Source organism: Streptomyces sp. NPDC101165 (assembly GCF_044768135.1).
Taxonomy (GTDB): Bacteria; Actinomycetota; Actinomycetes; order Streptomycetales; family Streptomycetaceae; genus Streptomyces.
The window spans coordinates 47248-71267 of sequence record NZ_JBIWPG010000011.1 but is presented as its reverse complement, the minus strand read 5'-3'; the positions used below and the strand labels follow the sequence as shown (position 1 = coordinate 71267).

Sequence of the window (24020 nt, the reverse complement as noted above, 5' to 3'; positions counted from 1 at the left end):
AAGGGCCCACGCCCGTCAAGGGCCTGTTGGCAGGCGGCCCGTCATCAGGAGCTCCGCAAGGGTCTCGCGCAGGTCCGCGGCCACCCGGACGATCTCCTCGTGTGCCCTGATCTGCTCGTCGACCGCCTTGAGCGCGGCTCCGATCTCCCGTTGCCGGTCGAGTGGGGGCAACGACACCGGCAGGTCCTGCAGTGTGCGCACTGTGATCGACCGCATGCCGGTGGTTCCGGCCGCCCGGCGCTCGAGCCAGTCGGCGACCCGTCGGTGGGAAAGGTAGGCGAGCAGGTACGGGGCCTGCGCCGGATCGTGCGCTCGCACACGCAGAAGGTGGGTGTTGTACAGCCACCCGCTCTCGTCGTCGGTGACGAGCGCTACCCGTCCCACCGTTCCGGTGCGGGTCACCAGAATGTCGTCGGTGACGATCCGGTACTTGCGCAGTCCCCGTGCCGTCTCGGGATCGACGTGCACCATCGCGGACCGGGCCGAGATCCGCTGGTGACCGAGATCGGCCGGGCGAACCAGCGGAATCCCTGTCTGCGCCTGTTCGTTTCTGCGCACGGCCGGGCCGCCCGCCTGGATGTCGCAGATCTCACCGAGAGGGGCACGCCGCCATCCCTGCGGGAGATCGTCGAGTCCGTCCTCGCTCACAGGCCATACCTCCCCAGCAGTTCTTCGACCGCGGCGTCCACGTCCCGGGCTCGCGTGTGCAGCTCGGTCAGATGCCCGGCAAGGGCAGCCAGGTCTGCGGGCTCTGCGAACCTGGCACCGGACGGCGTACCGCTCGGCACGTAGAAGGCAGGGCTGAGGGTGTAGTCCTTCTCCCTGATCTTCTCAATGGACACAGCCCTGCTCAGGCCCTCGGTCCCCGCGAACGCGCTGCCCTCGGCCCGGGCAGCGGTCCAGGACCGGTATTCCTCAAGGATGCGTTGGGTCTCGTGCGGTGCCAGTTCCCGCTGGACACGGGAGACAAGCGAGCCGAGGTGACTGGCGTCGACGAACAGAATCTCGTCGCACGTCCCCGTCGGATGCCGTAGCAGCCAGATCGTCACACGGATGCCTGTCGTCGTGAAGAGCTGAGCCGGCAGCGCGATCAGCGCCTCCACCGCGCCGTCCTCCACCATCGCGGCCCTGATCCTCCGCTCCGAGGGGTTGGCGGAGAACGCGGCGATGTCAGGCATGAGGACGGCTGCGCGACCGTCTGGCTTCAGGAAGGTCACGGCGTACTGGAGCCAGTCGAAGTTGGCGTTGTGCTGGGGCGGCGAGCCGTAGCGCCAGTGCCCGTGCCCGTGCCCAACGGGATGGTCAAGCTTCATATTGAACGGGGGATTGGTCACGATGCGGTCGAAACTCTGGTGCCAGGGGGCGTTCCCGGCCGAGGGAGCTGTGCTTCCCGTCCAGAGCCGGGCTTCGGGAACGCCGTGCAAGGCGAGGTTCATGCCCGCCAGCGCCAGCGGGTGCTCGCCCACGCCCGCGCCACTCACTTCGAGAGGGCTGCCCTGTGCGTCCGCCACCGCGTCCCACGCAGCCGACAGCAGCTCACCCGCCCGTACGAACGGATCATGCACACTCCTGACGTCCTGACTGCCGTCGGCGACGAGCTTCGTGAGAACGTCGACGGCGGCCCGAGGCGTGAAGAAGTCGCCCGCCCTCTTGCCCATGAGATCGCTGTAGCAGGCCATGAGCCTTTCAAAGGCATGGGCGTGTTCGGCTCGGTCCACCGGTCCCGTGTCGTCCAGCAGCCGGATGGTGTCGGCCACGCGGGAGCCGCCCAGGTTCTGGGAAAGGGCTAGGAGAAGGCGCTCATGCTCGGGTCCCAGCCCTCGACGGACCGCGCTCGCCAGTATGCGCACCAGCAGTTCGCCGGAGTGCGGAAACTGAAATCGGCGGACCTCGCTCACGATCCTCTCCCACTCCTCGGGCAGGCATCCTCTGACGTAGACGAGAGTGAGCAGCACGGTGATGTAGTCGGCGTGGGACAGCTCCCCACGGAATCGTTCCGCCTCTGGACCGCTCAGCCTGTCCACGGCCTTGAGCAGCACTCCGGTCCTGGTTCCGCCGAGCGAGGATCGGAACCGATCACCGTAGGTGGTTCCTTCGAGCTCGTCGGATCGCCTGGCGTTCGCCGGGATGGCGCGCCGGTCGAGCCAGGCCAGCACCTCCGCCGCCGAGAAAACCTCGATATCTGCGGGCCCCCGGGTGGGCTCCCCGAAAGGTTGGGGGAAGTCCGCGTGCCGGCGCTCCCAGTTCGTCACCGCAGGTCGCTTCACCCCGGCGAACCGGGCGATGTCGGCCCTTGAGACGAGGACCCCCCCGAAGTCGCTCACCGCTCCTCCACCCATCAGAATCGCGAAGGCCTGGAACCACGCAGAGCATCCCGCTTGCCCGCGAGAACGGACGGAAAGCGGTCCATGGCCTGGGCCTCCTTGGCCAGCCCGGGGTCGAGGTACCCGAGCATGCGGTAGATCTTGGCATGGTCGGCGGCGAGGTCGCGGTGGTGGATCGGCTCGTGATGCATGATCCGGTTACGCAGCAGCACCAGCGACCACAGGCCGTCGTACAGGGCATCACGGCGCCCCGAGTAGTGTGGGAACGCCTTGTGCACGGTGGGCACCCAGAACAGCCGGTCGTAGCCCGATCCCCCACTGACCAGCGACGCCCAGAAGCCGAAGGACAACTCGGCAACCATGCTGTCGGGCGGTGCCGGGACGAGTCCCCGGCGCTCGCACTTGGTCCGAGCCTTGGCCACAAGGCGCTGCCCGTTCGGATTGAGGGGAGCCGTCGTCCACCAGTCGTCCCTGTGGTGGGCGAGGGAGAGCTGTTTGTGGACCGCGTTGCGCAGCGCGAGTTCCAGGCAGTGCAGAGAACCGTAGAGCGCGGCCGAAGCCTCGACGTTCCACCAGTACAGTCGCCCCGCCACCACAGCATTGCCACGCGCCGCTCGGACGTAGCGCGCCAGCCGCAACGTCGAGAACGCTCGCAGCATCCACTCCGGCAGCTTGTTGCTCATCGAGATCCCCCTCATTCGGGCACACCAGGGCCCGAGACGCGTTTCAGTACAGGAACAGACTCAGCGTGATACGTTGGGTAGCGAAAGCCCTGGGCTCGCCTCTGCACAGCACGCCACCCAGGGCACGGATTTACAGGCCCCCGGCCGCCCCTAGGGCAGCCGGGGGTTTCTGTTTCGCGCACAGCTTCTCTGCATAGCGCCAACTCCGTTGGCATGCCGCGCCGTTGAACCCAACCGTAGCGACAGACGACACCCCTCTGCAACCGCAGTGCACTGCGCCCCAAATCTGTTAACCCCACCTGGCTGTTCGGAACACCGAGGTGCCAGAAACAGTTGATGGCCCCAGCGCAGTGCGCGGAGCCATCACGATGACGCAAACCTGAATGACTGGCCTACTTGAAGAAGGCGATCCCGTCGTCGGGCAGGTCGTCCGGCAGGGCCTTGGCCCAGCGCTCGACCTCCTCCGGGGTGACGACCTTCTTCAGGTGGGCCGACATGTAGGGGCGCAGCTCGACCTCGGGGGTCTGCTTCTCGCCGACCCACATGAGGTCGCTCTTGACGTAGCCGTACAGACGCTTGCCGCCGCTGTACGGCTGGGAGGCGGCCGTGCGCGCCACGGCGTCCGTGACCAGGTCGATCTGCGGCTTCTTGGCAGCCAGCTCGCCGTACCAGATCTCGATGACGCCGTTGTCGCGGGTCATCGTGACCTCGACCTTGCGGCCCGCGTCGATCCGCCAGAAGCCGGACTCCGACTCCAGCGGACGGACCTTGTTCCCGTCGTTGTCCAGCACCCAGGTGTGGGAGCGGTACTCCAGGAAGTCCCGGCCGTCGTGGGTGAAGGTGACCTCCTGCCCGAAGTTGCACTTCTCCGAGCCGGGGAAGTCGTGGACGCCCGCGCCGGCCCAGTTACCGAGCAGGAAGGCGAGGGGGACCAGGTCCTTGTGGAGGTCGGACGGGATCTCGATCATGAGCGGCAGTTCCTAGGTGGGGGTCAGCGCTGGCCCTGGTACAGCTTCTTCACGGTCAGTCCGGCGAAGGCGAGGACGCCGACGCAGACCAGGACCAGCAGGGTTTCGAAGAACATCTCCACGGGTGCTCCTTGAGCGAGGGTGGGCGTACGACAGAGCCGGGCCCCAGCTTACGCGTCCGGGGCCCGGGGCTCCCGGTCAGGTACGCCCTCGGGCGTCCCCCGGATCAGCCGAGCAGCTGGCTCTGCAGGACGACGGTCTGCTGGAAGGGAACGGCGGGTGCGGTCCCCTTCCGGGACTGCAGGATCACCGCGAAGACGTCCCCCGCGGCGACGTAGGCCTGCCGGACCTGCTCGGCGCCGTACGGCTTCGACTCGACGTAGGCGGTGCGCTCGACCCCGGAGACGGCGGCCCGCTCGGGGAAGCCCTCGTCGTAGACGGCCTCGCCGGAGCCGCGCACCTGGTAGGCCGGGGTGCCGTAGGCGACGTTGTCGCTCGCGAACTGGTTGTCCACGACGTTCGCCGTGTCGAACTGCAGCAGGTAGACGCGGGTCCGGATGCCGTCCGGGGTGGTCCAGCCGCGGGCCGCGATGTGCCGCAGGCCGGCGTCGACGAGCTTCTGCCGCAGCTCGTCCCGCTCCTCCTTGACGGCGTACTCCGCCAGGTAGTCCCTCGTCGCCAGCCAGCCGTCCGAGCCGCGCAGCGCCTTGTCCTCCTTCACACCCTCGGGCGCGGGCAGGAGCAGGGCGCGCAGGTCGGCGTAGTGGGCGCCGGCCGGGTTCGCGTCGGCGAACGGCCCGGGGCTGCCGGAGGGCAGCGGCGGCCTGGTCAGCTCCGGGTAGTCCCAGCGGCCGTCCGAGGCGGTGGCCAGTCCGGGGACGTCCGTCCGGTCCATCCGGGTGATCCCGTACGCCGTTCCCGTGCCGACCACGGCGCAGACCGCGACGGCCGCGGTCCAGCGCAGGACGGCCCGCAGGACGCGGCGATCCTTGCCGGGGGCGGGGGCCTGGGCCTCGGTCTCGGTCTCGGCCTCGGAAGGGGCCGGTGCCACGGGCTGCTGCGGGAGGGTCGTGGTCGCGGCCTCCGGCGCCGTCTCCTGCGTCATCTCAAGCGCCGTCTCCGGTGCCGTCTCCTGCTCGCTCATACGGCCTTCCCCGGTTCGGCGATGCGGTCGAGTTGGGTGGTCATGAGCTTTGCGACTCCGTCGGCGTCGAGCGACTTCGGGCCGTACGCGGTGGCGTTCACCAGGATGTCTCCGACATAGCCCGAGCAGAGCATCATGCCGAGGTCCTCGTCGGAGCCCTTGGGCGAGCGGAAGCACTTGGCGTTCTCGTGGCCCTTGATCTGCGGGCCCGCGCGCAGGACGCCCAGGGCGTCGAGGAACGTGTTCTGGAGCCTGGAGGCGGAGCGCACCGCGGCCGTGTCCTCCATCTCGGCCAGCACGATGTTCACCGAGTAGATCTGCTCGTTCCACAGGTAGGCCTTGGACTGGTCGCTGTAGTAGCTGCGCATCGCCATGCCCTTGAGGTGCTGCCGGTCGATCTGCTGCTCCATCCGCTTGCGCAGGGACCGCGGGAGGCTGCTCACCGACTCCTTCCGCAGGGCCGTGGCCTGGGCGCCGCTCAGCTGCGCGTCGGAACCGAACTGTCCGATGTCGGGGCCGCGGGTCCAGTTGTCGGTCCCGTACGGCACGAGCATGCCGGCGAGCCCCTTGCGCGACTCCGCCCGCTCCTTGTCGGCCTTGGCCTTGGGGAACTTCCACGCGGGAGCACCCGCGTCGCGGTCGGCGCCCTGCACGGTCACGACGGTGCAGCCGACCCCGGCGACGACGGCTCCTGCCAGCAGCACGGAACCGACGACGGCCGCGACCCGGTCCCGGCGGCGGGGCTCGTTCTGGTTCTCGGTCACAGCCGCTCCATCTGCCGCTCGGCCAGGTCCGTGATCGTCTTCTTGGTGATCGGCTTGGAGCTGTAGGCCCAGATCTCCATCGCTATGTCCCCGCGCCAGGCATGCGCCTCGGCGCTGTAGAGCGGCGCGTGGTTGTGCACATACGCCCTGCCGTCCCCGGTGCCGGGGATGCTCCAGCTGTCGGTCGGCGACACGGACTCCGCGTCGTCCTGGAGGTTGTGGCTGGAGTCGGTGGCCGCCATGGAGTCCTCCTGGCGGAACTGGACCAGCCGGATCTCCACGCTGTACGCGTGGCCGACCCTCCAGCCGGTGACGGCCGCCCGGCGGAACTGGTCCGTGACGAGCGAGCTGAACTCCTGGCCCGCGTCGGTGTAGTCGCCGGCGTACGCGGCCAGGTCCATCCAGCCGTCCCGGGGCAGCCAGTCCGCCGCCCGCGTGCCGCGCGGCTTCGCCAGCAGCAGCTTGCGCAGGTCGCCGTCGGTCCTGACCTTGCGGTCCTGCGCGGCCGAGAGCGGTTCGACCTCGCCCTTGGCCTGCTCGATCACCGGCTGGGAGAGCGGCGGCAGCTTCGTGGGCTCACGGTCGGCCTGGACGAGGTACCCGGCACAGGTGCCGGCGACCAGGCCGAGCAGGGCGGCGGCGCCGACCAGCCGGGGCGTACGGCCGCGCCGGCGGGGCCGGGTCGGGTCGGGCGCATCCGGCACAACCGGTGCGTCCGGCGCGTCGGATCTCTCTTCTGTCACTTCCAAGACGTCTCCCTGATCACGGGAAGCGTGGATTCCGTCATCCGCGCGCACAGAAGACTCATGGCATGTGCATGGAGTTGTAAGGGAAAGGATTACGATTCGGCCATGGCGAAGAAGCTCGTGATCAAGGTGACCGCCGGGGCCGACGCACCCGAGCGCTGCTCACAGGCGTTCACGGTGGCGGCGGTGGCCGTGGCCAGCGGGGTCGAGGTCTCGCTGTGGCTGACCGGGGAGTCGTCCTGGTTCGCTCTGCCGGGGCGGGCCGCCGAGTTCGAACTGCCGCATGCCGCGCCGCTGCCGGACCTGATCGACTCGATCCTCGCGGCCGGCCGCATCACGCTGTGCACGCAGTGCGCCGCCCGGCGCGAGATCACCGAGAAGGACGTCCTGGACGGCGTACGGATCGCGGGCGCGCAGGTCTTCGTGCAGGAGGCGTTGGGGGACGAGACGCAGGCGCTCGTCTACTGAGCAGCCCGTCTCACGACCTGGGCCGCTTCTTCCCGTCCAGCTCGTCCCACCACTCGTCGGACTGCGGGTCTCCCGAGGGGTCGTCCCACCAGCGGTCGTCGGGGCCGCGCCGGTTGGCCACCATCGCGGCCACGGGCGGGATGACCATGGCGACCACGCACATGCCGACCGCCGCGGGGATCGACCAGAGGCGCACGACTGCCCACGCCAGGACGAAGAGACCGATGCAGGTCCCCATCATGGCGAGGTACAGATGACGTCGCCTCGAGAGCACGATTCCAGGGTAGGTCCGGGCAGGCCGAAGGGCCGCACCCCAGGCGTCCAACCCGGGGGGTGCGGCCCTTCAGCCGGTTCTGAGGTTGCTCAGACCGCGATCGCGACCTCCGCGAGGCCGCCCTTCTGGGCCACGACCGTGCGGTCGGCAGTGGCGCCGGGGACGAGGGCGCGGAGGGTCCAGGTGCCCTCGGCCGCGTAGAAACGGAACTGTCCCGTGGCGGAGGTGGGAACCTCCGCGGTGAACTCGCCGGTCGAGTCCAGCAGCCGGACGTAGCCGGTCACCGGCTCGCCGTCGCGGGTCACCTGACCCTGGATCGTGGTCTCACCGGGCTTGATCGTCGAGGCGTCCGGGCCGCCGGCCTTCGCTCCACACATGTCTTTCTCCAGAGGGGTCTGACCAGAAGGTCGGTCGGAATGGATTACTTGTTGGCGCCGAGCTCGATCGGCACGCCGACGAGGGAGCCGTACTCGGTCCAGGAACCGTCGTAGTTCTTGACGTTCTGGACGCCCAGCAGCTCGTGCAGCACGAACCAGGTCAGGGCCGAGCGCTCACCGATGCGGCAGTAGGCGATCGTGTCCTTGGCGAGGTCCACGTTCTCGTCGGCGTAGAGCTCCTTGAGCGCGTCGTCCGACTTGAAGGTGCCGTCGTCGTTGGCGTTCTTCGACCACGGGATGTTGCGGGCGGTCGGGACGTGGCCCGGACGCTGCGACTGCTCCTGCGGGAGGTGCGCCGGGGCGAGCAGCTTGCCGGAGAACTCGTCGGGCGAGCGGACGTCGACGAGGTTCTGCGAGCCGATGGCCGCCACGACGTCGTCGCGGAAGGCGCGGATCGAGGTGTCCTGGGCCTTGGCCTTGTAGTCGGTCGCGGCGCGCTCGGGCACGTCGGCGCCGTCGACCAGCTCGCGGGCGTCCAGCTCCCACTTCTTGCGGCCGCCGTCGAGGAGCTTGACGTTCTCGTGGCCGTAGAGCTTGAAGTACCAGTAGGCGTACGACGCGAACCAGTTGTTGTTGCCGCCGTAGAGGATCACCAGCGTGTCGTTGGCGATGCCCTTCTTCGACAGGAGCTTCTCGAAGCCCTCCTGGTCGATGAAGTCGCGGCGGACCGGGTCCTGCAGATCCTTGGTCCAGTCGATGCGGATCGCGTTCTTGATGTGGTTCTTCTCGTAGGCGGACGTGTCCTCGTCCACCTCCACGATCGCGATGCCGGGGTTGTCCAGGTTGTCCTGGACCCAGTCGGCGTCGACGAGGACGTCGCTGCGGCTCATGCTCTTCTCTCCTCCGGGGCAGTTACGGCGAGGCGTGCGAATGCGTACGGGTACGGCTCCGGTTCGTCCGGAGGCGCACGGGTGCCCTTCCATCAGGGCTGGGGTGAGATGCGGAAGTCGGGGACTTTCGCTCAGAAGGGGCGACAGAGCATGGCGGCAACGCGGCACAGGTCGACTGCCCGCCGCTTCGTGAGATCCGCCTGTCGCTTCATGGCCCCGATCGTAGGGACGTCCGGGCGGGCGTGTCACCGGCGTGTCGGACTCTGAGACGAGATCGTCCGAATATTGGGACAGAGAAGCGCCCGGGGCGTCGTGGGACGGCCTCCGGGCGCTTGTGCCGGTCAGTGCATCTGCGGTGCGGACAGGGGCGTCTCGCCTGTCGGACACCCGCCGTTCGGTCGGCTGTCGTACTACCCCGCCAGCCGGACGTTCGAACCCTTCACGCTGATCTCCACGCCGTCCTCGGCGGCCTGCACCTTGTCCAGCTTGATACCGCCGGGGAGCTGGTCGACAGCCTGCTGGAAGTCGGTGATCTGGCGGATGCGGTTCTCGGCGATCGCGGCGGCGCCCAGCTTGGGCAGGCTGTCCGCGTGCACCCGGACCTTGTCGTTCTCGACGGTCACCGAGCTGAGGACGGGCACCGTCTGCTTGAGCCCGACCGACGCGACGGTCCCCTCCACCATGACCTTGATCTTGCCGTTGCCGCCGTCGGAGAGGCCGACGACCCGGGCGGTGATCCCCGGGGCGACCTCGGTCGGCTCGGACTTGGCGGTCTTCAGCAGCTCGTCGTAGGAGATCGTCGCGGTACCGGTGGCGGTCGCCGCGGTGGCGGAGCTGTAGTCGCCGGAGAAGTCCACGCCCTTCATGTCGGCCTTGAGGTCGTCGATGCGGATGGTCTTGCCGTTGGTGCCGGTGGCCGCCTCGTAGTCCTTGATGCCGACCTCGACGTCGTCCAGGGAACCGCCCGCGACCTGGGTCAGGAAGGGGAAGCCCTTGATGTCCACGTCCGGGGTCGACGCCAGGTTCTCGGTCGTCCTCAGCTTGTCCGCGGCCTCGCCCTCGGCGAAGTGCACGGCGACGCGGTCGGCGATCACGAAGAGCCCGCCCAGGATCACGACGAGGATCAGGATTATTCGCAGGGCGCGCATGTGTGGTTCCCCCGGGTCGGCGACGGTGTCCAGCTACGCAACGGTAACCCTGCGGGGCTCGGCCGGGTTCGGATTGTGGATCAGTTGTGACGGGGCGCAGTGGGCTGGGCCGGGTGCGGGGTTGCGCCGTGGGAGTCCGGGTTCCATGCCGGGTGCGGGTGCGTTGTGGCTGGTCGCGCCCGCGCGGCGGAGCCGCATGTCGGACACAGCCCCGCGCCCCTTGAGGTCGGTCAGCGCAAGCTACCCAAGGGGCGCGGGGAACTGCGCGAGCAACCCCCCAGGCACCCGCACAAGGGGTCGGCCCCCAGGCCCAACGGCGCCTAGCCCAAGGCCCGCCCCAGTACCCAGACGACAGGCGCCGCCGCCGACAACGGAAGCGCCACGCCCGCCGTGAAGTGGACGAAGCGGGACGGGTAGTCGTAGCTGGCGACCCGGTGGCCGATCAGGGCGCAGACCGCAGCAGCCGCTCCCAGGGCGGAGCCCTTCGCGCCGAGACCCGTCATGCCGCCCACCGCGATACCCGCGCCGGCGGCGGCCAGCACCGAGACCACGACCGACGCCGGGGTCGGCAGCGGCAGCGCGCGGGCCAGGATCGCCACGGCCACCGCCGCCGCGCCCACCGAGACGGCGTGCGGGTCGGCGGCCAGGTAACCCGTCGCGAGGACCGCGAGGGACGAGGAGGCGACCGTCGCCATCAGGCCGTACATCCGCTCGTCCGCCGAGGCGTGCGAGCGCAGCTGGAGGACCAGGGACAGCAGGACCCAGAGGCCGAGGGGGCCGAGGATCGCGGCGGGCGCGTTGTCGCGGCCCGCGACCAGGACCGCCACGTCCGCGGTGAGCGCGCCCAGGAAGGCCAGCGCGATGCCCTGGCGGGCGGGCCACATGCCGTTCAGCCGGAACCAGCCCGCCGCCGTCACGGCCTGGAGCAGCACCAGCGGTACGACGAGGGCGTACGAGGCGACGGGGGCCGTCGCGGCGAGGAGCAGGCCCAGCGCGGCGGTGAGCAGCGCCGGCTGCATGCCGGGCTCGATGACCGGGGAGCGTCCCTCCAGGCGGGCGCGCTGCGCGTCGGTGATGCGGGAGTTGCCGGAGAGGGTGGCGGGGCCGTAGGAGGCATCCGCCTCGGACTCGGGCTCGGGCTGCGGCTGCTGGTACTGCTGGGACGCGGGCTGCGGCTGCTGGTACTGCTGGGGCTCGGCGGCCGGCGCCTGCGGGGCGAACGGCTCCTGCGCCGGCAGGTACGCCGTCTCCGCCGCGTGCACGTGCCCGTGCGTCTGCGTCTCCCAGGTCTGGCCCTGCCACTGCTGGGTGTGCTGCGGGTCGTACCCCGTCTGCGGGTACGCGTCGGCGTACTGGCCCTGCCCGCCGCCGTACTGGTCGTACCCGGCCTGGGGCTGCTGCCCGGGCCAGGCCTGCGGCGCCGCCTGGTGCTGATGCTGCTGTTGTTGCTGCTGGTGCTGTCCGTACGGGTCGTAACCCTCGTACCCCTCGTACGGCCCGCCCTGATACGGCTGGTCGCTCAACGCCTCATCCTCCTGCGAACGGCGGGAGCACCTCGACCGTGCCGCCCTCGGCCAGCCGTACCGTCTCATGCGCGCGGGTCCCCACGGGGTGACCGTCGACGATGAAGGAGCATCGCTGCAGGACGCGCGTGAGTTCACCGGGGTGTCTCTCACGCACCGCGGCGAGCGCGTCGGCGAGGGTGGCCGCGTCGTACGGCTCCTCGGCGACCTGGGCCGCGGCCTTGGCAGCGGCCCAGTAGCGGACCGTGACCTTGGGCATCTGGTTCCTCAATCGACGACAGGAGAGCTGACAAGAGACTAGGGACGGACGGTGTCAGGCTAAGGCACCCCGGCGGCGCCGGAACGCGCGTGGCCGACGGCCCAGTCGCCGATCCGGGCCAGCAGGGCCTCGTCCGCCGCGTGCTCGGCGTGGCCCATGCCGGGCTCCAGCCAGAGTTCGGCGTGGTCACCGGCCGCCTCGGCGAGCATCCGGGGGTGGTCGAGGGGGAAGTAGCCGTCGCGGTCGCCGTGCACGATGAGCAGCGGGGTGGGGGCGATCCTCGGGACCGCCTGCACCGGGGAGAGCGGCACCGGGTTCCTCCCCCACTGCCCGAAAGGCGTGGGAGGTGCCCCCACGCGGTGGTGGATACGGGTGCGCAGGCCGTAGCGGCCGACCAGGCGGCCCTCGGGGCGGGTGATCAGCCAGTGCAGCCGGCGCATGGGAGCCGTGCCCCGGTAGTACCAGCGCGCGGGGGCGCTGACCGAGACCACCGCGTCGACCGTGCCCGGGGACAGGGCCGCGTGCCGCAGCACCACCGAGCCGCCCATGGAGAAGCCGACGGTCACCACGCGCGCGTGCCCGAAGCCGCGCGCCCACTCCACCGCGGCGGCCAGGTCCAGCACCTCCCTGTCGCCGACCGTGGACCGGCCGCCCGAGGCGCCGTGCCCCCGGAAGGAGAAGGTGACGACGGCGCCGTAACGGGCGAGGACGCCCGCCACCCTTCGTACATGCGGCCGGTCCACGTCCCCGGTGAAGCCGTGGGCGATCACGAACACCAGGTCGCCGGAGAGTGGACGTGAGGTGTCCGGCGCTGCTTCGTATACGACCGCTGCCGGGTTGTATACGGAATCGACCGGAACTCCGTCGGCCGTGCGCAGAAACGTCCTGTTAGGGCCCCGTCTGCCTGTCTCGGGATTCGGACGAACGGTGGAACGTGCCGTATGACCTGCCGGACGGTTGCTCATGTGGGCTATTCTGCTGGGCAGAGGACTCGGGCAGCGTAGCCCCCGGGTCCTTTTGTGCTTTCGGAAGCGTTGTATACGAAGCGGGAAACCTCAGGTGACCGCGGACATACGGGGCCTTCGGGATCGCAGAGCAGTGCCGCACCGCACACGTCCTCGCAGGGACCGAGGAGGAACCAGACGTATGAGTTCTCTGCTGCTCCTGACCAACGCCCTCCAGCCGTCGACGGAGGTGCTGCCCGCGCTGGGTCTGCTCCTGCACAACGTGCGGGTCGCCCCGGCCGAAGGCCCCGCCCTGGTCGACACGCCGGGCGCCGACGTCATCCTCGTCGACGGCCGCCGCGACCTGCCGCAGGTGCGCAGCCTCTGTCAGCTGCTGCGCTCGACCGGCCCCGGCTGCCCCCTTCTCCTCGTCGTCACCGAGGGCGGCCTGGCCGCCGTCACCGCCGACTGGGGCATCGACGACGTCCTGCTCGACACCGCGGGCCCGGCCGAGGTCGAGGCCCGGCTCCGGCTCGCGATGGGCCGGCAGCAGATCGTCAACGACGACTCCCCGATGGAGATCCGCAACGGCGATCTGTCCGTGGACGAGGCGACCTACTCGGCCAAGCTCAAGGGCCGGGTCCTGGACCTCACCTTCAAGGAGTTCGAACTCCTCAAGTACCTCGCCCAGCACCCGGGCCGCGTCTTCACCCGCGCCCAGCTGCTGCAGGAGGTGTGGGGCTACGACTACTTCGGTGGCACCCGGACCGTCGACGTGCACGTACGGCGGCTGCGCGCCAAGCTCGGCCCCGAGCACGAGTCGCTGATCGGGACCGTCCGGAACGTCGGTTATCGATTCGTTACGCCCGAAAAAGGCGACCGGTCCGGTGACGGCTCCAAGGCCAAGGCGGACCCGGCAAAGGCGGAAGATACGGGCGCATCGGCGGTCCTGGACGACTCCGAGGTCCACGCGGACGCGTAGCGGAGGCATGGGACCCGCTTGTGCGGGGCATTGCTACCGCACAGTCAGCATGCGATACGCCCTGCCCAGAGCGGGTCCATCCGCGTAGACTCCGCGCGTGGCCAAGGTGACTCGGGATGATGTGGCACGGCTGGCTGGGACCTCCACCGCCGTCGTCAGTTATGTCATCAACAACGGACCCCGGCCGGTCGCCCCGGCCACGCGCGAGCGTGTCCTCGCTGCCATCAAGGAGCTGGGGTACCGGCCCGACCGGGTCGCCCAGGCGATGGCGTCCCGGCGCACCGACCTCATAGGCCTGATCATCCCGGACGCCCGTCAGCCCTTCTTCGGCGAGATGGCCCACGCGGTCGAGCAGGCCGCGTCCGAGCGCGGAAAGATGGTGCTCGTCGGCAACACCGATTACATCGGCGAACGCGAGGTGCACTACCTGCGTGCGTTCCTCGGTATGCGGGTGTCGGGCCTGATCCTGGTCAGCCACGCGCTGAACGACCTCGCGGCCGCCGAGATCGAGGCCTGGGACGCCCGGGTGGTGCTGCTGCACGAGCGTCCGGAGGCCATCGACGACGTCGCCGTCGTCACCGACGACCTGGGCGGCGCCCAGCTCGCCGTACGGCACCTGCTGGAGCACGGCTACGAGTACGTCGCCTGTATGGGCGGTACGGCCGAGACGCCGGCCGTGGGCGACCCGGTCTCCGACCACGTCGAGGGCTGGAAGCGGGCCATGGCCGAGGCCGGCATCTCCACCGAGGGCCGCCTGTTCGAGGCGCCGTACAACCGCTACGACGCCTTCCGCGTGGCCCTGGAGGTCCTGGCCGGTCCGAACCGGCCGCCCGCGGTCTTCTGCTCCACCGACGACCAGGCGATCGGCGTACTGCGGGCCGCGCGCGAGCTGCGCATCGACGTGCCCGGCGAGCTGGCGGTGGCCGGGTTCGACGACATCAAGGAGGCGGCGCTCGCCGACCCGCCGCTGACGACGATCGCCTCGGACCGCTCGGCGATGGCCCGGGCCGCGGTGGACCTCGTCCTGGACGACGGGCTCAGGGTGGCGGGCTCGCGGCGCGAGCGGCTGAAGACCTTCCCGTCCCGGCTCGTGGTCCGCACGAGCTGCGGCTGCGTCTGAGCCCTGCGCGAGGCCGAGCCCTTCGGCCGAGCGCTTCATGAAGGGCTCGTGAGAGCCCGGCCCGGGGCGCGAGAGGCCTCTTTACATCGGGCAAACGAGGTTCTGCCGGGCTTCTCAGGAAGCACTCAGGAAGCTCTCATGGTTGCGGGACATCCTCATGTCATGACCGAGAGCCAGGGCGCATACAGCCAGCAGCCGCACAGCTACTCCGCTCCCGTGAACCCCGAATGGCCGCCCCCGCCGCCGTACGAGCCCCCGACGGCCACGATGCCCGCCCCCGAGCCCGGTCCCGCGCCGAGGCGCAAGCGCACCCGCGGCCCGATAGGGCTGCTCGCGGCGGTGGCCGTCGTCGCGGCCGCGGTCGGCGGCGGCACGGCCTACGCCTTCCAGGAGCTGACCGGCAAGGACACGGTCGACTCCACCGGTACGACCACCACGGTGGTCCCCTCCAGCAAGAAGGGCGACGTCGCCGCGATCGCCGCCGCGGTCGGCCCGAGCGTGGTCGAGGTCCGGGCGACGCTCGGCAGCGGCTCGTCCACCGGCTCCGGCGTGGTCATCACCGGTGACGGCGAGATCGTCACCAACAACCACGTCGTCTCCGGCGCCACCTCCGTCAAGGTGCGCACCAGCGACGGCAAGAGCTACACCGCCGAGATCGTCGGCACCGACAGCTCCAAGGACCTCGCGCTGATCAAGCTGAAGGGCGCCTCCGGTCTGAAGACCGCCTCGCTCGGCGACTCCTCGAACGTCCAGGTCGGCGACTCGGTCGTGGCGATCGGCTCCCCCGAGGGCCTGACCGGCACCGTCACCAGTGGCATCGTCTCGGCGCTCGACCGCGACGTGACCGTCTCCACGGACGAGAACCAGGGCCAGAACCAGGGCGGCGACGGACAGTGGCCGTTCCAGTTCGGCGGCCGCCAGTTCAACGGCGACACCGGCTCGTCCACGACCACCTACAAGGCGATCCAGACGGACGCCTCGCTGAACCCCGGCAACTCCGGCGGCGCGCTGATCGACGCGAACGGCAACATCATCGGCATCAACTCCGCGATGTACTCGTCGAGTTCGCAGTCCTCGTCCTCGTCGGACGCGGGCAGCATCGGCCTGGGCTTCGCGATCCCCGTCAACACCGTCAAGTCCGACCTGGCCAAGCTGCGGGCGGGCTCCACCAGCTGAGCCCCCGCGAGGCACGAGGGAGTACGTCATGATCAAGCAGGTTTCGCACCAGGCCGCCGGCACCGGTCCGGCCGACCTCGCCCTGGCCCTCTCGGTCGCGCACGCACTGCACACGCCGGCCCCGCGCGCCCCGGAGGTGCCGCCCGTCCCCCAGCTGATGGGGCTGCGCACCTCCGCCGGCCGCCCGCACCGCCACAAGGTGCCACTGCACCGCCTCTCCGCGATCAGCGAGCTGAGCACGCTGGGCGTCTGAGCCCGGCGCACCTGCCCGGCGGCCTCGACTCGTGCGAGGCTGAGAGACACCCGTCCACGACCCACCGCACCCCGAGGAACGCGAGCGATGAGCCCCGCCGAAGTCGACCGTGACCCCCAGCGCATCCTGATCGTCGACGACGAGCCCGCCGTGCGCGAGGCGCTCCAGCGCAGCCTCGCGTTCGAGGGGTACGACACGCAGGTCGCCGTCGACGGCGCGGACGCGCTGGACAAGGCCCAGGCCTACCGGCCGGACCTGGTCGTCCTGGACATCCAGATGCCCCGCATGGACGGCCTGACCGCCGCCCGCCGCATCCGGGGCGCCGGCGACACGACCCCGATCCTCATGCTCACGGCCCGCGACACGGTCGGCGACCGGGTGACGGGCCTGGACGCCGGGGCCGACGACTACCTGGTCAAGCCCTTCGAGCTGGACGAACTCTTCGCCCGCATCCGGGCCCTGCTCCGCCGCAGCACCTATGCGTCGGCCGTGTCCGCCGAGGCTCAGGAGGACGAGGCGATGACCTTCGCCGACCTGCGCATGGACCTCGCGACGCGCGAGGTCACCCGGGGTGGCCGCCAGGTCGAACTGACCCGCACGGAGTTCACCCTGCTGGAGATGTTCATGGCCCACCCGCGCCAGGTCCTCACCCGCGAGCAGATCCTCAAGGCCGTGTGGGGCTTCGACTTCGAGCCGTCGTCCAACTCCCTGGACGTCTATGTCATGTACCTGCGCCGCAAGACGGAGGCCGGCGGCGAGCCGCGGCTCGTGCACACGGTCCGGGGCGTGGGGTACGTCCTTCGACAGGGCGGCGCGGAGTGAACAAGCTGGTCCGCAGGTACCGGGCCCTGCCGATCCGGGCGCGGCTGGCGATGCTGGTGGCGTCGGCGGTGGCGTTCGCGGTGGCCGCGGTCTCGGTCACCTGCTGGTTCATCGTGGAGCGGAAGCTGTACGACCAGGTCGACAACGACCTGCAGAAGGCCTCCTCGCCCCAGCGGCCGGGGGACGCGATGTCCACGCTGGAGTCGTGTCCGCAGAAGCCGAGCGGGTCCGACCTCGGCGGCTTCCACATCCACAGCAGCTACTACCAGCTCATGAAGCGCGACGGCACCGCCTGTGTGTTCGCGAACTCCGCGGGCCGGGTGAGGACCACCGGCTCCGACATCGCCGTCATTGCCGACGCGGCCGCCCACGGCGGACTCCTGCACCAGAAATTCCTCGTGCGCAACGGCACCGACGCCGAGGGCAACGCCGTACGCGTGCTGACCCAGCCCCTGACCGTCACCAACGGTCTGGGCACTCCGCCGACGCTGGTTCCGGACACGGCTCTCCAGGTCGCGATACCGCTGAAGAACACCCAGAACACGCTCAACGACCTCGCCCTGATCCTCCTCGCCGTCTCCGGTATCGGCGTGGTCGGGGCCGGTGCGGCGGGCCTCGCGGTGGCCCGTGCGGGACTGCGGCCGGTCGACAAGCTCACGGAGGCCGTCGAGCACGTCGCACGGACCGAGGACCTGAGTGTCCGCATCCCGGTGGAGGACGACAGCGAGGACGAGGTCGCCCGGCTCTCCCGCTCCTTCAACTCGATGACCACCGCCCTGGCCAGCTCCCGCGACCTGCAGCAGCAGCTCATCGCGGACGCCGGCCATGAACTGCGCACCCCCCTCACCTCCCTGCGCACCAACATCGAACTGCTCACCCGCAGCGAGGAGACGGGCCGCCCGATCCCGCCGGAGGACCGCAAGGCGCTCCTCGCCTCGGTGAAGGCGCAGATGACGGAGCTGGCCGCCCTCATCGGCGACCTGCAGGAGCTGTCCCGCTCGGAGGGCCAGCGCGGCGAACGCGTCCAGGTCGTCGCCTTCCAGGACACCGTCGAGGCCGCCCTGCACCGGGCCCGGCTGCGCGGACCGGAACTGACGATCACGGCGGACCTGAAGCCCTGGTTCGTACGCGCGGAGCCCTCCGCCCTGGAGCGGGCGATCGTCAACATCCTCGACAACGCGGTGAAGTTCAGCCCCGACGGCGGCATGATCGACGTCCAGCTGACCGACGGCGTCCTGACCGTCCGCGACCACGGCCCCGGCATCCCCGCCGACGAACTCCCCCACGTCTTCGACCGGTTCTGGCGCTCGCCTTCGGCACGAGCGTTGCCGGGCTCGGGCCTGGGCCTGTCCATCGTGGCCCGCACGGTCCAGCAGGCGGGCGGCGAGGTCGCCCTCGCCCGGGCGGACGGCGGCGGCACGGTGGCGACGGTACGGCTGCCGGGGGCGCGCACGGCTCCGCCGGAGACCGCCGGCCCGTAAGAGGGATCCGCCCGGCAACCTTCCCGCCCTTCGCGGCGACTCCAGGTCACCCCACACGACCATCGGGACCGGAGTCGCCCATGAGCCCCCGCACCCCTTCCTCGACGGGGTCATCGTCAGCGGGGACCAGGACACCCTGCTCCTCGACACCGCGGCCAAGGAGAAGCTGGGCCGGGTCTACATGACCAACTCCTACGTCGTCGGGAACGTCGACTTCATTTCGGGCGGCGCGGGCGCGGGCACGGCGAGCGCGGACCGTCCTCAACCGACCGACGCCCAGGCCGCACAGCAGGAGGTCGCGGACTGGCTGGGTGACTGGACGCCTGCCGCCTCCTGACCGAGGGCGGGGCCGTAAGGGTCCGTAGGGTATGGCCCATGCCGGAAGACTCCCCACTGATTCGCAGCCTGCGTACGGCAGTTGCCGCCGCACCCGCCGACGTACCCCTGCGACTGCACCTCGCCGAGCTGCTGCTGGACGACGGCCGGCCGGACGCCGCCGTCGCCGAGGTGGCGTTCGCGTTGCAGCACGCGCCCGGGGACGCACAGGCGCGGCAGCTCATGGCCCGCGCCATGGGAGTACCGCAGCAGCCGGCCCCGCCCGCCGAGCCGGAGCCGGCACCCGAAGCGGCACCGTCCGCCGCACCTGCCCCGGCCGCCGGGGCCCGGGGCGGGTTCGACTGGCAGGCCGCCGAGCAGCAGGTCGGGGATGCCGTACCGCCCCGCTTCACCGCGACACCGGCCCGGGCCGACGGCGACGACGACCCCGGGGACGCCGAGGCGTGGGACGTCGAGCGGCCCGGTGGGGTGCGGCTCGCCGACGTCGGCGGGATGCAGGAGGTCAAGGACCGGCTGGAGGCCGCCTTCCTCGCACCGCTGCGCAACCCCGAGCTGCGCAAGCTGTACGGCAAGAGCCTGCGCGGCGGACTGCTGCTGTACGGTCCGCCCGGCTGCGGGAAGACGTTCATCGCGCGCGCGATCGCCGGTGAACTCGGCGCCGGTTTCCTGTCCGTGTCGGTCAACGACGTGCTCGACATGTGGATGGGCAACTCCGAGCGCAATATGCACGAGATCTTCCAGACCGCCCGCCGGCAGGCCCCCTGCGTGGTCTTCCTGGACGAGCTGGACGCGCTCGGCGCCAAGCGCAGCCGTACCGCGCACAGCGGGATGCGCAACACCGTCAACCAGCTGCTCACCGAGCTGGACGGCATCGACTCCGCCGCCAACGAGGGCGTGTTCGTACTCGCGGCCACCAACGTCCCCTGGGACGTGGACAACGCGCTGCGCCGCCCCGGCCGGCTGGACCGCACCCTGCTCGTGCTGCCGCCGGACGCCCCGGCCCGCGAGGCGATCCTCCGCTACCACCTGCGCGAACGCCCCATCGAGAACATCGACCTGGCCAAACTGGCCAAGGTCACCGACGGCCTGTCCGGCGCCGACCTCGCGCATGTCTGCGAGGCGGCCGCCGAGCGCGCGCTGCTCGACTCGGCCCGCACCGGCACCGTCCGCCTGATCGGCATGAAGGACCTGCTCGGTGCGGCCAAGGAGATCAACCCGTCGACCGATCCGTGGTTCGCCTCCGCCCGGAACGTGGCGATGTTCGCCAACGAGGGCGGCATGTACGACGACCTGATCGCCCATCTGAAGAAGAGGCGCAAGCTGTGACCGCCGTGCACCCCGCCCTGGAGCGGGCCGACATGCTCTTCGAACTGGAGCGGTACGACGAGGCCAAGAAGCTGCTCGGGCAGCGGCTCGCCGAGGACCCGGACGACGTCCGGGCCTGGGTGAGGCTCGCGCGGTGCCATCTCGCCCTGGGGAACGAGGCCGGCCAGGCGCTGGAGGCGACCGAACGGGCGCTCGCGCTCGACCCCGAGGACATCGCCGCGCTCATCCAGCACGCCCGCGCCCTGCAGGCGGTGGGCGGCCGCTTCCCGGAGACCGAGGGCGTCCTGCGCCAGGTCATCCGTCTCGCACCCGAGTACTGGTACGGGTACGCGATGCTCGCCAACTGGCTGTTCCGCATCCGGGCCATCACCTTCGGGCAGGCCAACGGCGGGGAAGTCACCCGGGAGGCCATGGACCGGTTCCTCCAGGAGTCGGCCGAACTGGCCCAGCAGGCCATCCGCCTGGCGCCCGAGGAGGTGTTCGGCTACGAGGTGGCATGGCTGATCGCCGACATGGGCGGCAACCGGACCGTCGCCGACCAGATGGACCAGGCCATCCTCCGGCTCGACCCGAACCACCAGCAGGCGCTGGCCCGGCAGACCAGGAAGGCCGCCGCCGCACCCGGCGTCAAGGCCGCCGAGGCCGCCACGCTCTACGCCGACGCCCTCGCCGCCGCCCCGGACTCGGCGCCCATGCAGCAGGGCCTGGACGACGCCTCGTACCGGCTGCTGCGCGGAGTGCGCTGGCTCGCCGTGCTGTGCGTCGGCCTCGCCGCCGCCGGACTCGACCTCTTCGCCACCGACGGCCACAGCCGGCGCGCCCTGCCGCTCCCCGTGGGCCAGCGTCTGTGGGACCTCGTCCCCATGGCCGCGGTCTGGGCCTTGGGTGCCCTGCTGCGCTACCGCCGGCTGCGCATGGGAGTCCGCTACAACCTCCGCTCCCTGATCAACCGCCGCCGCTGGCCCCGCATCGTCCTGGGCCAGGCCGCCTGGGCGATGCTCTGTGCCCTGGTTCTCACGCAGATCCCATGGACGGACCGGACCGTGCCGCAGATCATCTTCTGGGCGGGGCTGGTACCGACGGCGGCCACGATCTGGTTCGACCGGCGGAAGCGGACCTGAGGCGGCACACGAAGGCGGGCGGGGCGTGGACACGTACGGCGGCGGGATCGAACGCGAGTACCGCAAACAGAGAAAGGCACCGCGCTCCTTCGTCCTCGGCATGGGGCTGCTGGGCGTGAACGGCGTCGTCCAGATGTGGCGGCAGCACAGCACGCCCTCCTGGGTTCCGGTGTCACTCGCCGCGTTGTACGTCGTGCTGTTCGTCAAGATGTGGCTGTACCTGCGGCGCGGCCGCACCCTCGTCGGGGCCCTGGGGATCACCGCACACCGGGCGGTGACCGAACGCGGCCGGGCCTGGCACGAGATCTACGACATCCGGGCCGAGCCGGTTCCGAAGGCCCCCGCGTCCGCCCGCAAGTGGCTCACGTTCCTGTACGACACCGAAGGCCGCCGGTTCGTGCTGCCGCATCTGGACGACTGGCAGCTGGACGACGTGCCCGCCGAGGTCGCCGCGCTGCGCGAGGCCGCCGCCCGGCACCGTGGCGCCGCCTGGGAGCCACGGCCGCAGGTGGAGGCGCTGATACGGCGGCGGGCCGGGCACCGCAAGGCGTGGGAGCGGGCGTCCGTCGGCGGCGTCGTCGCCCTGGTCTGCGGCTTCCTGCTGTGGGTGGTGCTCCTGTTCACCTCGGACCACCCGCCCACGCTCCTGCTGTTCCTGTGGCTTCCGCTGGGCACGTTCGCGGTGCTCGCCGCGCTGCTGAACCGGCGCTGGGAGTCACAGCTTCCCAAGGCGCCGCAACAGCCCTGAGCAGCGGCTCCCCAGCTCCCTACCAGCGCAGGATCATCGTCTCCTCAGGTGCCGGTGCCGGTGTCGCGGCCGCCTCCGGCAGCGGTGACGCCAGTCGCGCGTACGCGCCGCCCAGGGCCAGCAGCTCCTCGTGTGTACCCGCCTCCACCAGGCGACCGTGGTCGACGACCAGGATGCGGTCGGCGTCGGGGGCGAGGCTCAGGTCATGGGTGATCATGATGGTCGTACGGCCGGCCATCAGGCGGCGCAGGGGCTGTACGACCTGACGGGCGGCCACCGCGTCCAGGCCCGCCGTGGGCTCGTCCAGGACCAGGACCGGCGCGGCGCGGAGCATCGCGCGGGCGATGGCGATGCGCTGGAGCTGACCGCCGGAGAGCGCTGCCGTGCCCGGAGCGATGTGCGTGTCGTAGCTCTCGGGCAGGGCGGCGATGAAATCGTGGGCCGCCGCGTCCCGGGCCGCCTGCTCGATCTCGGTGTCGGTGGCGCCGGGGCGCCCGCAGCCGATGTTCTCGCGGATGGTGCCGTTGAGGATCAGCGTCTGCTGCGGCAGCAGGGCGACCTGCTCGCGCAGGAAGTGCAGCGGTACGTCGGTGAGGGGGACGCCGTCCAGGCTGATCACGCCGGTCGCGGGGTCGTAGAAGCGGGTGAGGAGCTTGGCGAGGGTGGACTTGCCGGCCCCGCTCGCGCCGGTGACCAGGACCAGCTCGCCCGGTCCCGCGGTGAGGCTCACGTCCCGCAGAGAGGCGCGGCGGGACTCCGGGTAGCGGAAGGACACCCCGTGGAAGCCGACCCATCCGCGCACCGGCCACGCGGCCACCGGTTCGGCGGGGTCGGTGACGGCGGGCTCGGCCTCCAGGATCTCCCCGATGCGCTGCGCGCCGGCGGTGGCCGCGGTGACGGTGAGCCCGAGCTGTCCGAGGCTGCGGACCGGCGGGTACAGGTACCCGAGAAAGGCGGCGAAGGCGAGCAGTTGGCCGAGGCTCATCCGCCCGGCGGAGATCTCCCACGCCCCGAGCCCGATCACGGCGAGCACGCACACCGTCTCGACGACCTCGACGACCTGCTCGTACATCTCGCTCAGCCGCGCCCCGCGCACACTGGCCCGCATCCAGGAGCGGGCCTCGCGGTCGAGCCGCCGCTCCTCGTCCCGCTGCCGGTTGTAGGCCTGGGTGAGCACGACGTTGCCCAGCGACTCCTCCACCACCGAGGTGATCGCGCCGTCGGCGGCCCGCTCGTCCCGGGACGCCTGCTGGATACGGCCGGAGAAGCGGCGGGCGGCGAGCAGGAACAGGGGCGCGAGGACGAACGTGGCGAGCGCCAGGTCCCAGCGCAGCCAGAAGGCGGCGCACGCGTAGAAAACGGCGGAGAAGGCGGCGGAGACGGCCCCCACCACACCCGACACCACCAGATGCTCGATGGACTCGACGTCCCCGGTGAGCCGCTCGACCAGATCCCCCTGCCGGTGCTTCTGGAAGAAATGCGGGGGCAGGTCCTGCACATGCCGGAAGACGGCCGCCCGCAGCCGCAGTACGAATCTCTCGGCGGTCCAGGTGGCCAGCGAGTTGCCGACATACCCGACCAGCGCGGCGAGTGCGGCCACCCCGAGCCAGGCGCCGGCCGGTCCCCAGAAGGCGGCCGGAGAACCGGACTTCAGGGCGTGGTCGGTCAACTCGGCGAACAGCAGGATCGCCGAGGTCTCCGCGACCGCGGCGACCACCACGCACGCCACGATCGCCACCAGCCACCTGCGGTCCCCGCGGGTCAGCGGCCAGAACCGGCGGAAGGCCTCGCGGGCTTCCCTCACCATCGACACATCCTTTCCACAGCTGTGGACATGGCCGAGGCGGGGCCACCGGTGCGACCTCGCACCACCGGGTGACCCCGCCTCGCGGCGTGCTGTCTCAGCCCTTGCCACCGACCGGCCGACGCTTCGGCGCGGGCTCGGGCTTCTTCGGGGCCGGCTTCTTCGGGGCGGGGGCGGGCTTGTGGTGCTTCTTCACGGGGGCGATCTTGCGGAAAGACATTGACTTTTCCTTTCGGGGCCGTTCGGTTTCGACACGGAAAACATTACGGGGCCCGAAAACAGGAAAAGGCCAATTTCGATGAGACCTCAATGAAATAGCCCTGAGAGAAATTCTCAGGG

The 24020-nt window shown here is 70.6% G+C and carries 27 protein-coding genes and 1 pseudogene; 11 read left to right on the top strand and 17 right to left on the bottom strand.

Annotated features, from left to right (window positions below; translation table 11 throughout):
- Positions 1 to 15: 15 nt before the first annotated feature.
- The 7 genes from ACIRVH_RS24050 to ACIRVH_RS24020 form a co-directional block, all read right to left on the bottom strand.
- Positions 16 to 648, bottom strand: a complete 633-nt coding sequence (locus ACIRVH_RS24050) for a restriction endonuclease subunit S (protein ID WP_403956503.1) — start codon at positions 646 to 648, stop codon at positions 16 to 18.
- Complete coding sequence (locus tag ACIRVH_RS24045) at positions 645 to 2039, bottom strand: N-6 DNA methylase (protein WP_403956501.1); 1395 nt, start codon at positions 2037 to 2039, stop codon at positions 645 to 647. Before ACIRVH_RS24045 ends, ACIRVH_RS24050 begins: the two co-directional genes overlap by 4 nt.
- Before the next feature lie 299 nt (positions 2040 to 2338).
- The gene (locus ACIRVH_RS24040; protein WP_403956499.1) at positions 2339 to 3007 is read right to left on the bottom strand and encodes a hypothetical protein; all 669 of its coding nucleotides are present in this window, start codon (positions 3005 to 3007) and stop codon (positions 2339 to 2341) included.
- 392 nt (positions 3008 to 3399) lie between these two features.
- On the bottom strand, positions 3400 to 3975 hold the full coding sequence (locus ACIRVH_RS24035; RefSeq protein WP_403956497.1) for an FABP family protein: 576 nt from the start codon (positions 3973 to 3975) through the stop codon (positions 3400 to 3402).
- A gap of 226 nt (positions 3976 to 4201) precedes the next feature.
- A complete protein-coding gene (locus ACIRVH_RS24030) occupies positions 4202 to 5119 on the bottom strand; it encodes a hypothetical protein (protein ID WP_403956495.1) in 918 nt (305 codons plus the stop codon).
- Positions 5116 to 5883, bottom strand: coding sequence for a hypothetical protein (locus ACIRVH_RS24025; RefSeq protein ID WP_403956493.1), 768 nt, complete (start codon positions 5881 to 5883; stop codon positions 5116 to 5118). The genes ACIRVH_RS24030 and ACIRVH_RS24025 overlap by 4 nt, the downstream gene beginning before the upstream one ends.
- Positions 5880 to 6626, bottom strand: a complete 747-nt coding sequence (locus ACIRVH_RS24020) for a hypothetical protein (protein ID WP_403956491.1) — start codon at positions 6624 to 6626, stop codon at positions 5880 to 5882. The genes ACIRVH_RS24025 and ACIRVH_RS24020 overlap by 4 nt, the downstream gene beginning before the upstream one ends.
- Before the next feature lie 108 nt (positions 6627 to 6734).
- On the opposite strand from ACIRVH_RS24020, the gene ACIRVH_RS24015 reads away from it, so the two are divergent.
- Positions 6735 to 7097 carry a DsrE family protein gene (locus tag ACIRVH_RS24015; protein WP_403956489.1) on the top strand — a complete coding sequence of 121 codons (363 nt, stop codon included), beginning with the start codon at positions 6735 to 6737 and terminating at the stop codon, positions 7095 to 7097.
- Positions 7098 to 7107: 10 nt separating this feature from the next.
- Here ACIRVH_RS24015 and ACIRVH_RS24010 read toward each other — a convergent pair whose 3' ends face one another.
- The 8 genes from ACIRVH_RS24010 to ACIRVH_RS23975 form a co-directional block, all read right to left on the bottom strand.
- Positions 7108 to 7371 (bottom strand): DUF3099 domain-containing protein, encoded by a 264-nt coding sequence (locus ACIRVH_RS24010; protein WP_403956487.1) that lies wholly within the window; start codon positions 7369 to 7371, stop codon positions 7108 to 7110.
- An 89-nt stretch (positions 7372 to 7460) separates the two neighbouring features.
- On the bottom strand, positions 7461 to 7748 hold the full coding sequence (locus ACIRVH_RS24005; RefSeq protein WP_145875861.1) for a DUF1416 domain-containing protein: 288 nt from the start codon (positions 7746 to 7748) through the stop codon (positions 7461 to 7463).
- Positions 7749 to 7792: 44 nt separating this feature from the next.
- The gene (locus ACIRVH_RS24000) at positions 7793 to 8638 is read right to left on the bottom strand and encodes a sulfurtransferase (protein WP_403956485.1); all 846 of its coding nucleotides are present in this window, start codon (positions 8636 to 8638) and stop codon (positions 7793 to 7795) included.
- Between the two features lie 131 nt (positions 8639 to 8769).
- Positions 8770 to 8850 carry an Ms5788A family Cys-rich leader peptide gene (locus tag ACIRVH_RS23995; protein ID WP_350751515.1) on the bottom strand — a complete coding sequence of 27 codons (81 nt, stop codon included), beginning with the start codon at positions 8848 to 8850 and terminating at the stop codon, positions 8770 to 8772.
- Between the two features lie 198 nt (positions 8851 to 9048).
- On the bottom strand, positions 9049 to 9786 hold the full coding sequence (locus ACIRVH_RS23990) for a DUF2993 domain-containing protein (RefSeq protein ID WP_403956483.1): 738 nt from the start codon (positions 9784 to 9786) through the stop codon (positions 9049 to 9051).
- 320 nt (positions 9787 to 10106) lie between these two features.
- Positions 10107 to 11309 carry a hypothetical protein gene (locus ACIRVH_RS23985; protein WP_403956481.1) on the bottom strand — a complete coding sequence of 401 codons (1203 nt, stop codon included), beginning with the start codon at positions 11307 to 11309 and terminating at the stop codon, positions 10107 to 10109.
- Positions 11310 to 11313: 4 nt separating this feature from the next.
- The gene (locus ACIRVH_RS23980; RefSeq protein WP_094217022.1) at positions 11314 to 11568 is read right to left on the bottom strand and encodes a MoaD/ThiS family protein; all 255 of its coding nucleotides are present in this window, start codon (positions 11566 to 11568) and stop codon (positions 11314 to 11316) included.
- 59 nt (positions 11569 to 11627) lie between these two features.
- On the bottom strand, positions 11628 to 12533 hold the full coding sequence (locus ACIRVH_RS23975) for an alpha/beta hydrolase family protein (protein WP_403956478.1): 906 nt from the start codon (positions 12531 to 12533) through the stop codon (positions 11628 to 11630).
- Positions 12534 to 12714: 181 nt separating this feature from the next.
- On the opposite strand from ACIRVH_RS23975, the gene ACIRVH_RS23970 reads away from it, so the two are divergent.
- The 10 genes and pseudogenes from ACIRVH_RS23970 to ACIRVH_RS23925 all read left to right on the top strand — a co-directional run bounded on the left by ACIRVH_RS23970 (position 12715) and on the right by ACIRVH_RS23925 (position 21877).
- A complete protein-coding gene (locus ACIRVH_RS23970; RefSeq protein WP_403956476.1) occupies positions 12715 to 13494 on the top strand; it encodes a winged-helix domain-containing protein in 780 nt (259 codons plus the stop codon).
- 97 nt (positions 13495 to 13591) lie between these two features.
- Positions 13592 to 14614 (top strand): LacI family DNA-binding transcriptional regulator, encoded by a 1023-nt coding sequence (locus ACIRVH_RS23965; RefSeq protein WP_403956474.1) that lies wholly within the window; start codon positions 13592 to 13594, stop codon positions 14612 to 14614.
- Positions 14615 to 14776: 162 nt separating this feature from the next.
- Positions 14777 to 15790 carry a S1C family serine protease gene (locus ACIRVH_RS23960; protein WP_403956472.1) on the top strand — a complete coding sequence of 338 codons (1014 nt, stop codon included), beginning with the start codon at positions 14777 to 14779 and terminating at the stop codon, positions 15788 to 15790.
- 28 nt (positions 15791 to 15818) lie between these two features.
- Complete coding sequence (locus ACIRVH_RS23955; protein ID WP_403956470.1) at positions 15819 to 16043, top strand: hypothetical protein; 225 nt, start codon at positions 15819 to 15821, stop codon at positions 16041 to 16043.
- 87 nt (positions 16044 to 16130) lie between these two features.
- Positions 16131 to 16865, top strand: a complete 735-nt coding sequence (locus ACIRVH_RS23950) for a response regulator transcription factor (protein ID WP_403956468.1) — start codon at positions 16131 to 16133, stop codon at positions 16863 to 16865.
- Positions 16862 to 18346: a sensor histidine kinase gene (locus ACIRVH_RS23945; protein ID WP_403956466.1), complete on the top strand. Its 1485-nt coding sequence runs from the start codon at positions 16862 to 16864 to the stop codon at positions 18344 to 18346. Before ACIRVH_RS23950 ends, ACIRVH_RS23945 begins: the two co-directional genes overlap by 4 nt.
- 97 nt (positions 18347 to 18443) lie before the next feature.
- A pseudogene (locus ACIRVH_RS23940) lies at positions 18444 to 18683 on the top strand (hypothetical protein); the annotation flags it as partial.
- A 38-nt stretch (positions 18684 to 18721) separates the two neighbouring features.
- The gene (locus ACIRVH_RS23935; protein WP_403956464.1) at positions 18722 to 20008 is read left to right on the top strand and encodes an ATP-binding protein; all 1287 of its coding nucleotides are present in this window, start codon (positions 18722 to 18724) and stop codon (positions 20006 to 20008) included.
- A complete protein-coding gene (locus tag ACIRVH_RS23930) occupies positions 20005 to 21129 on the top strand; it encodes a tetratricopeptide repeat protein (RefSeq protein ID WP_403956462.1) in 1125 nt (374 codons plus the stop codon). The genes ACIRVH_RS23935 and ACIRVH_RS23930 overlap by 4 nt, the downstream gene beginning before the upstream one ends.
- Positions 21130 to 21154: 25 nt before the next feature.
- The gene (locus tag ACIRVH_RS23925; protein WP_403956461.1) at positions 21155 to 21877 is read left to right on the top strand and encodes a hypothetical protein; all 723 of its coding nucleotides are present in this window, start codon (positions 21155 to 21157) and stop codon (positions 21875 to 21877) included.
- Positions 21878 to 21896: 19 nt separating this feature from the next.
- Here ACIRVH_RS23925 and ACIRVH_RS23920 read toward each other — a convergent pair whose 3' ends face one another.
- Both ACIRVH_RS23920 and ACIRVH_RS23915 read right to left on the bottom strand, forming a co-directional pair.
- Entirely contained in the window at positions 21897 to 23684 is a 1788-nt protein-coding gene (locus ACIRVH_RS23920) for an ABC transporter ATP-binding protein (RefSeq protein WP_403956459.1), read from the bottom strand.
- A gap of 94 nt (positions 23685 to 23778) precedes the next feature.
- Positions 23779 to 23901: a hypothetical protein gene (locus ACIRVH_RS23915; protein ID WP_403956457.1), complete on the bottom strand. Its 123-nt coding sequence runs from the start codon at positions 23899 to 23901 to the stop codon at positions 23779 to 23781.
- Positions 23902 to 24020 lie beyond the last annotated feature (119 nt).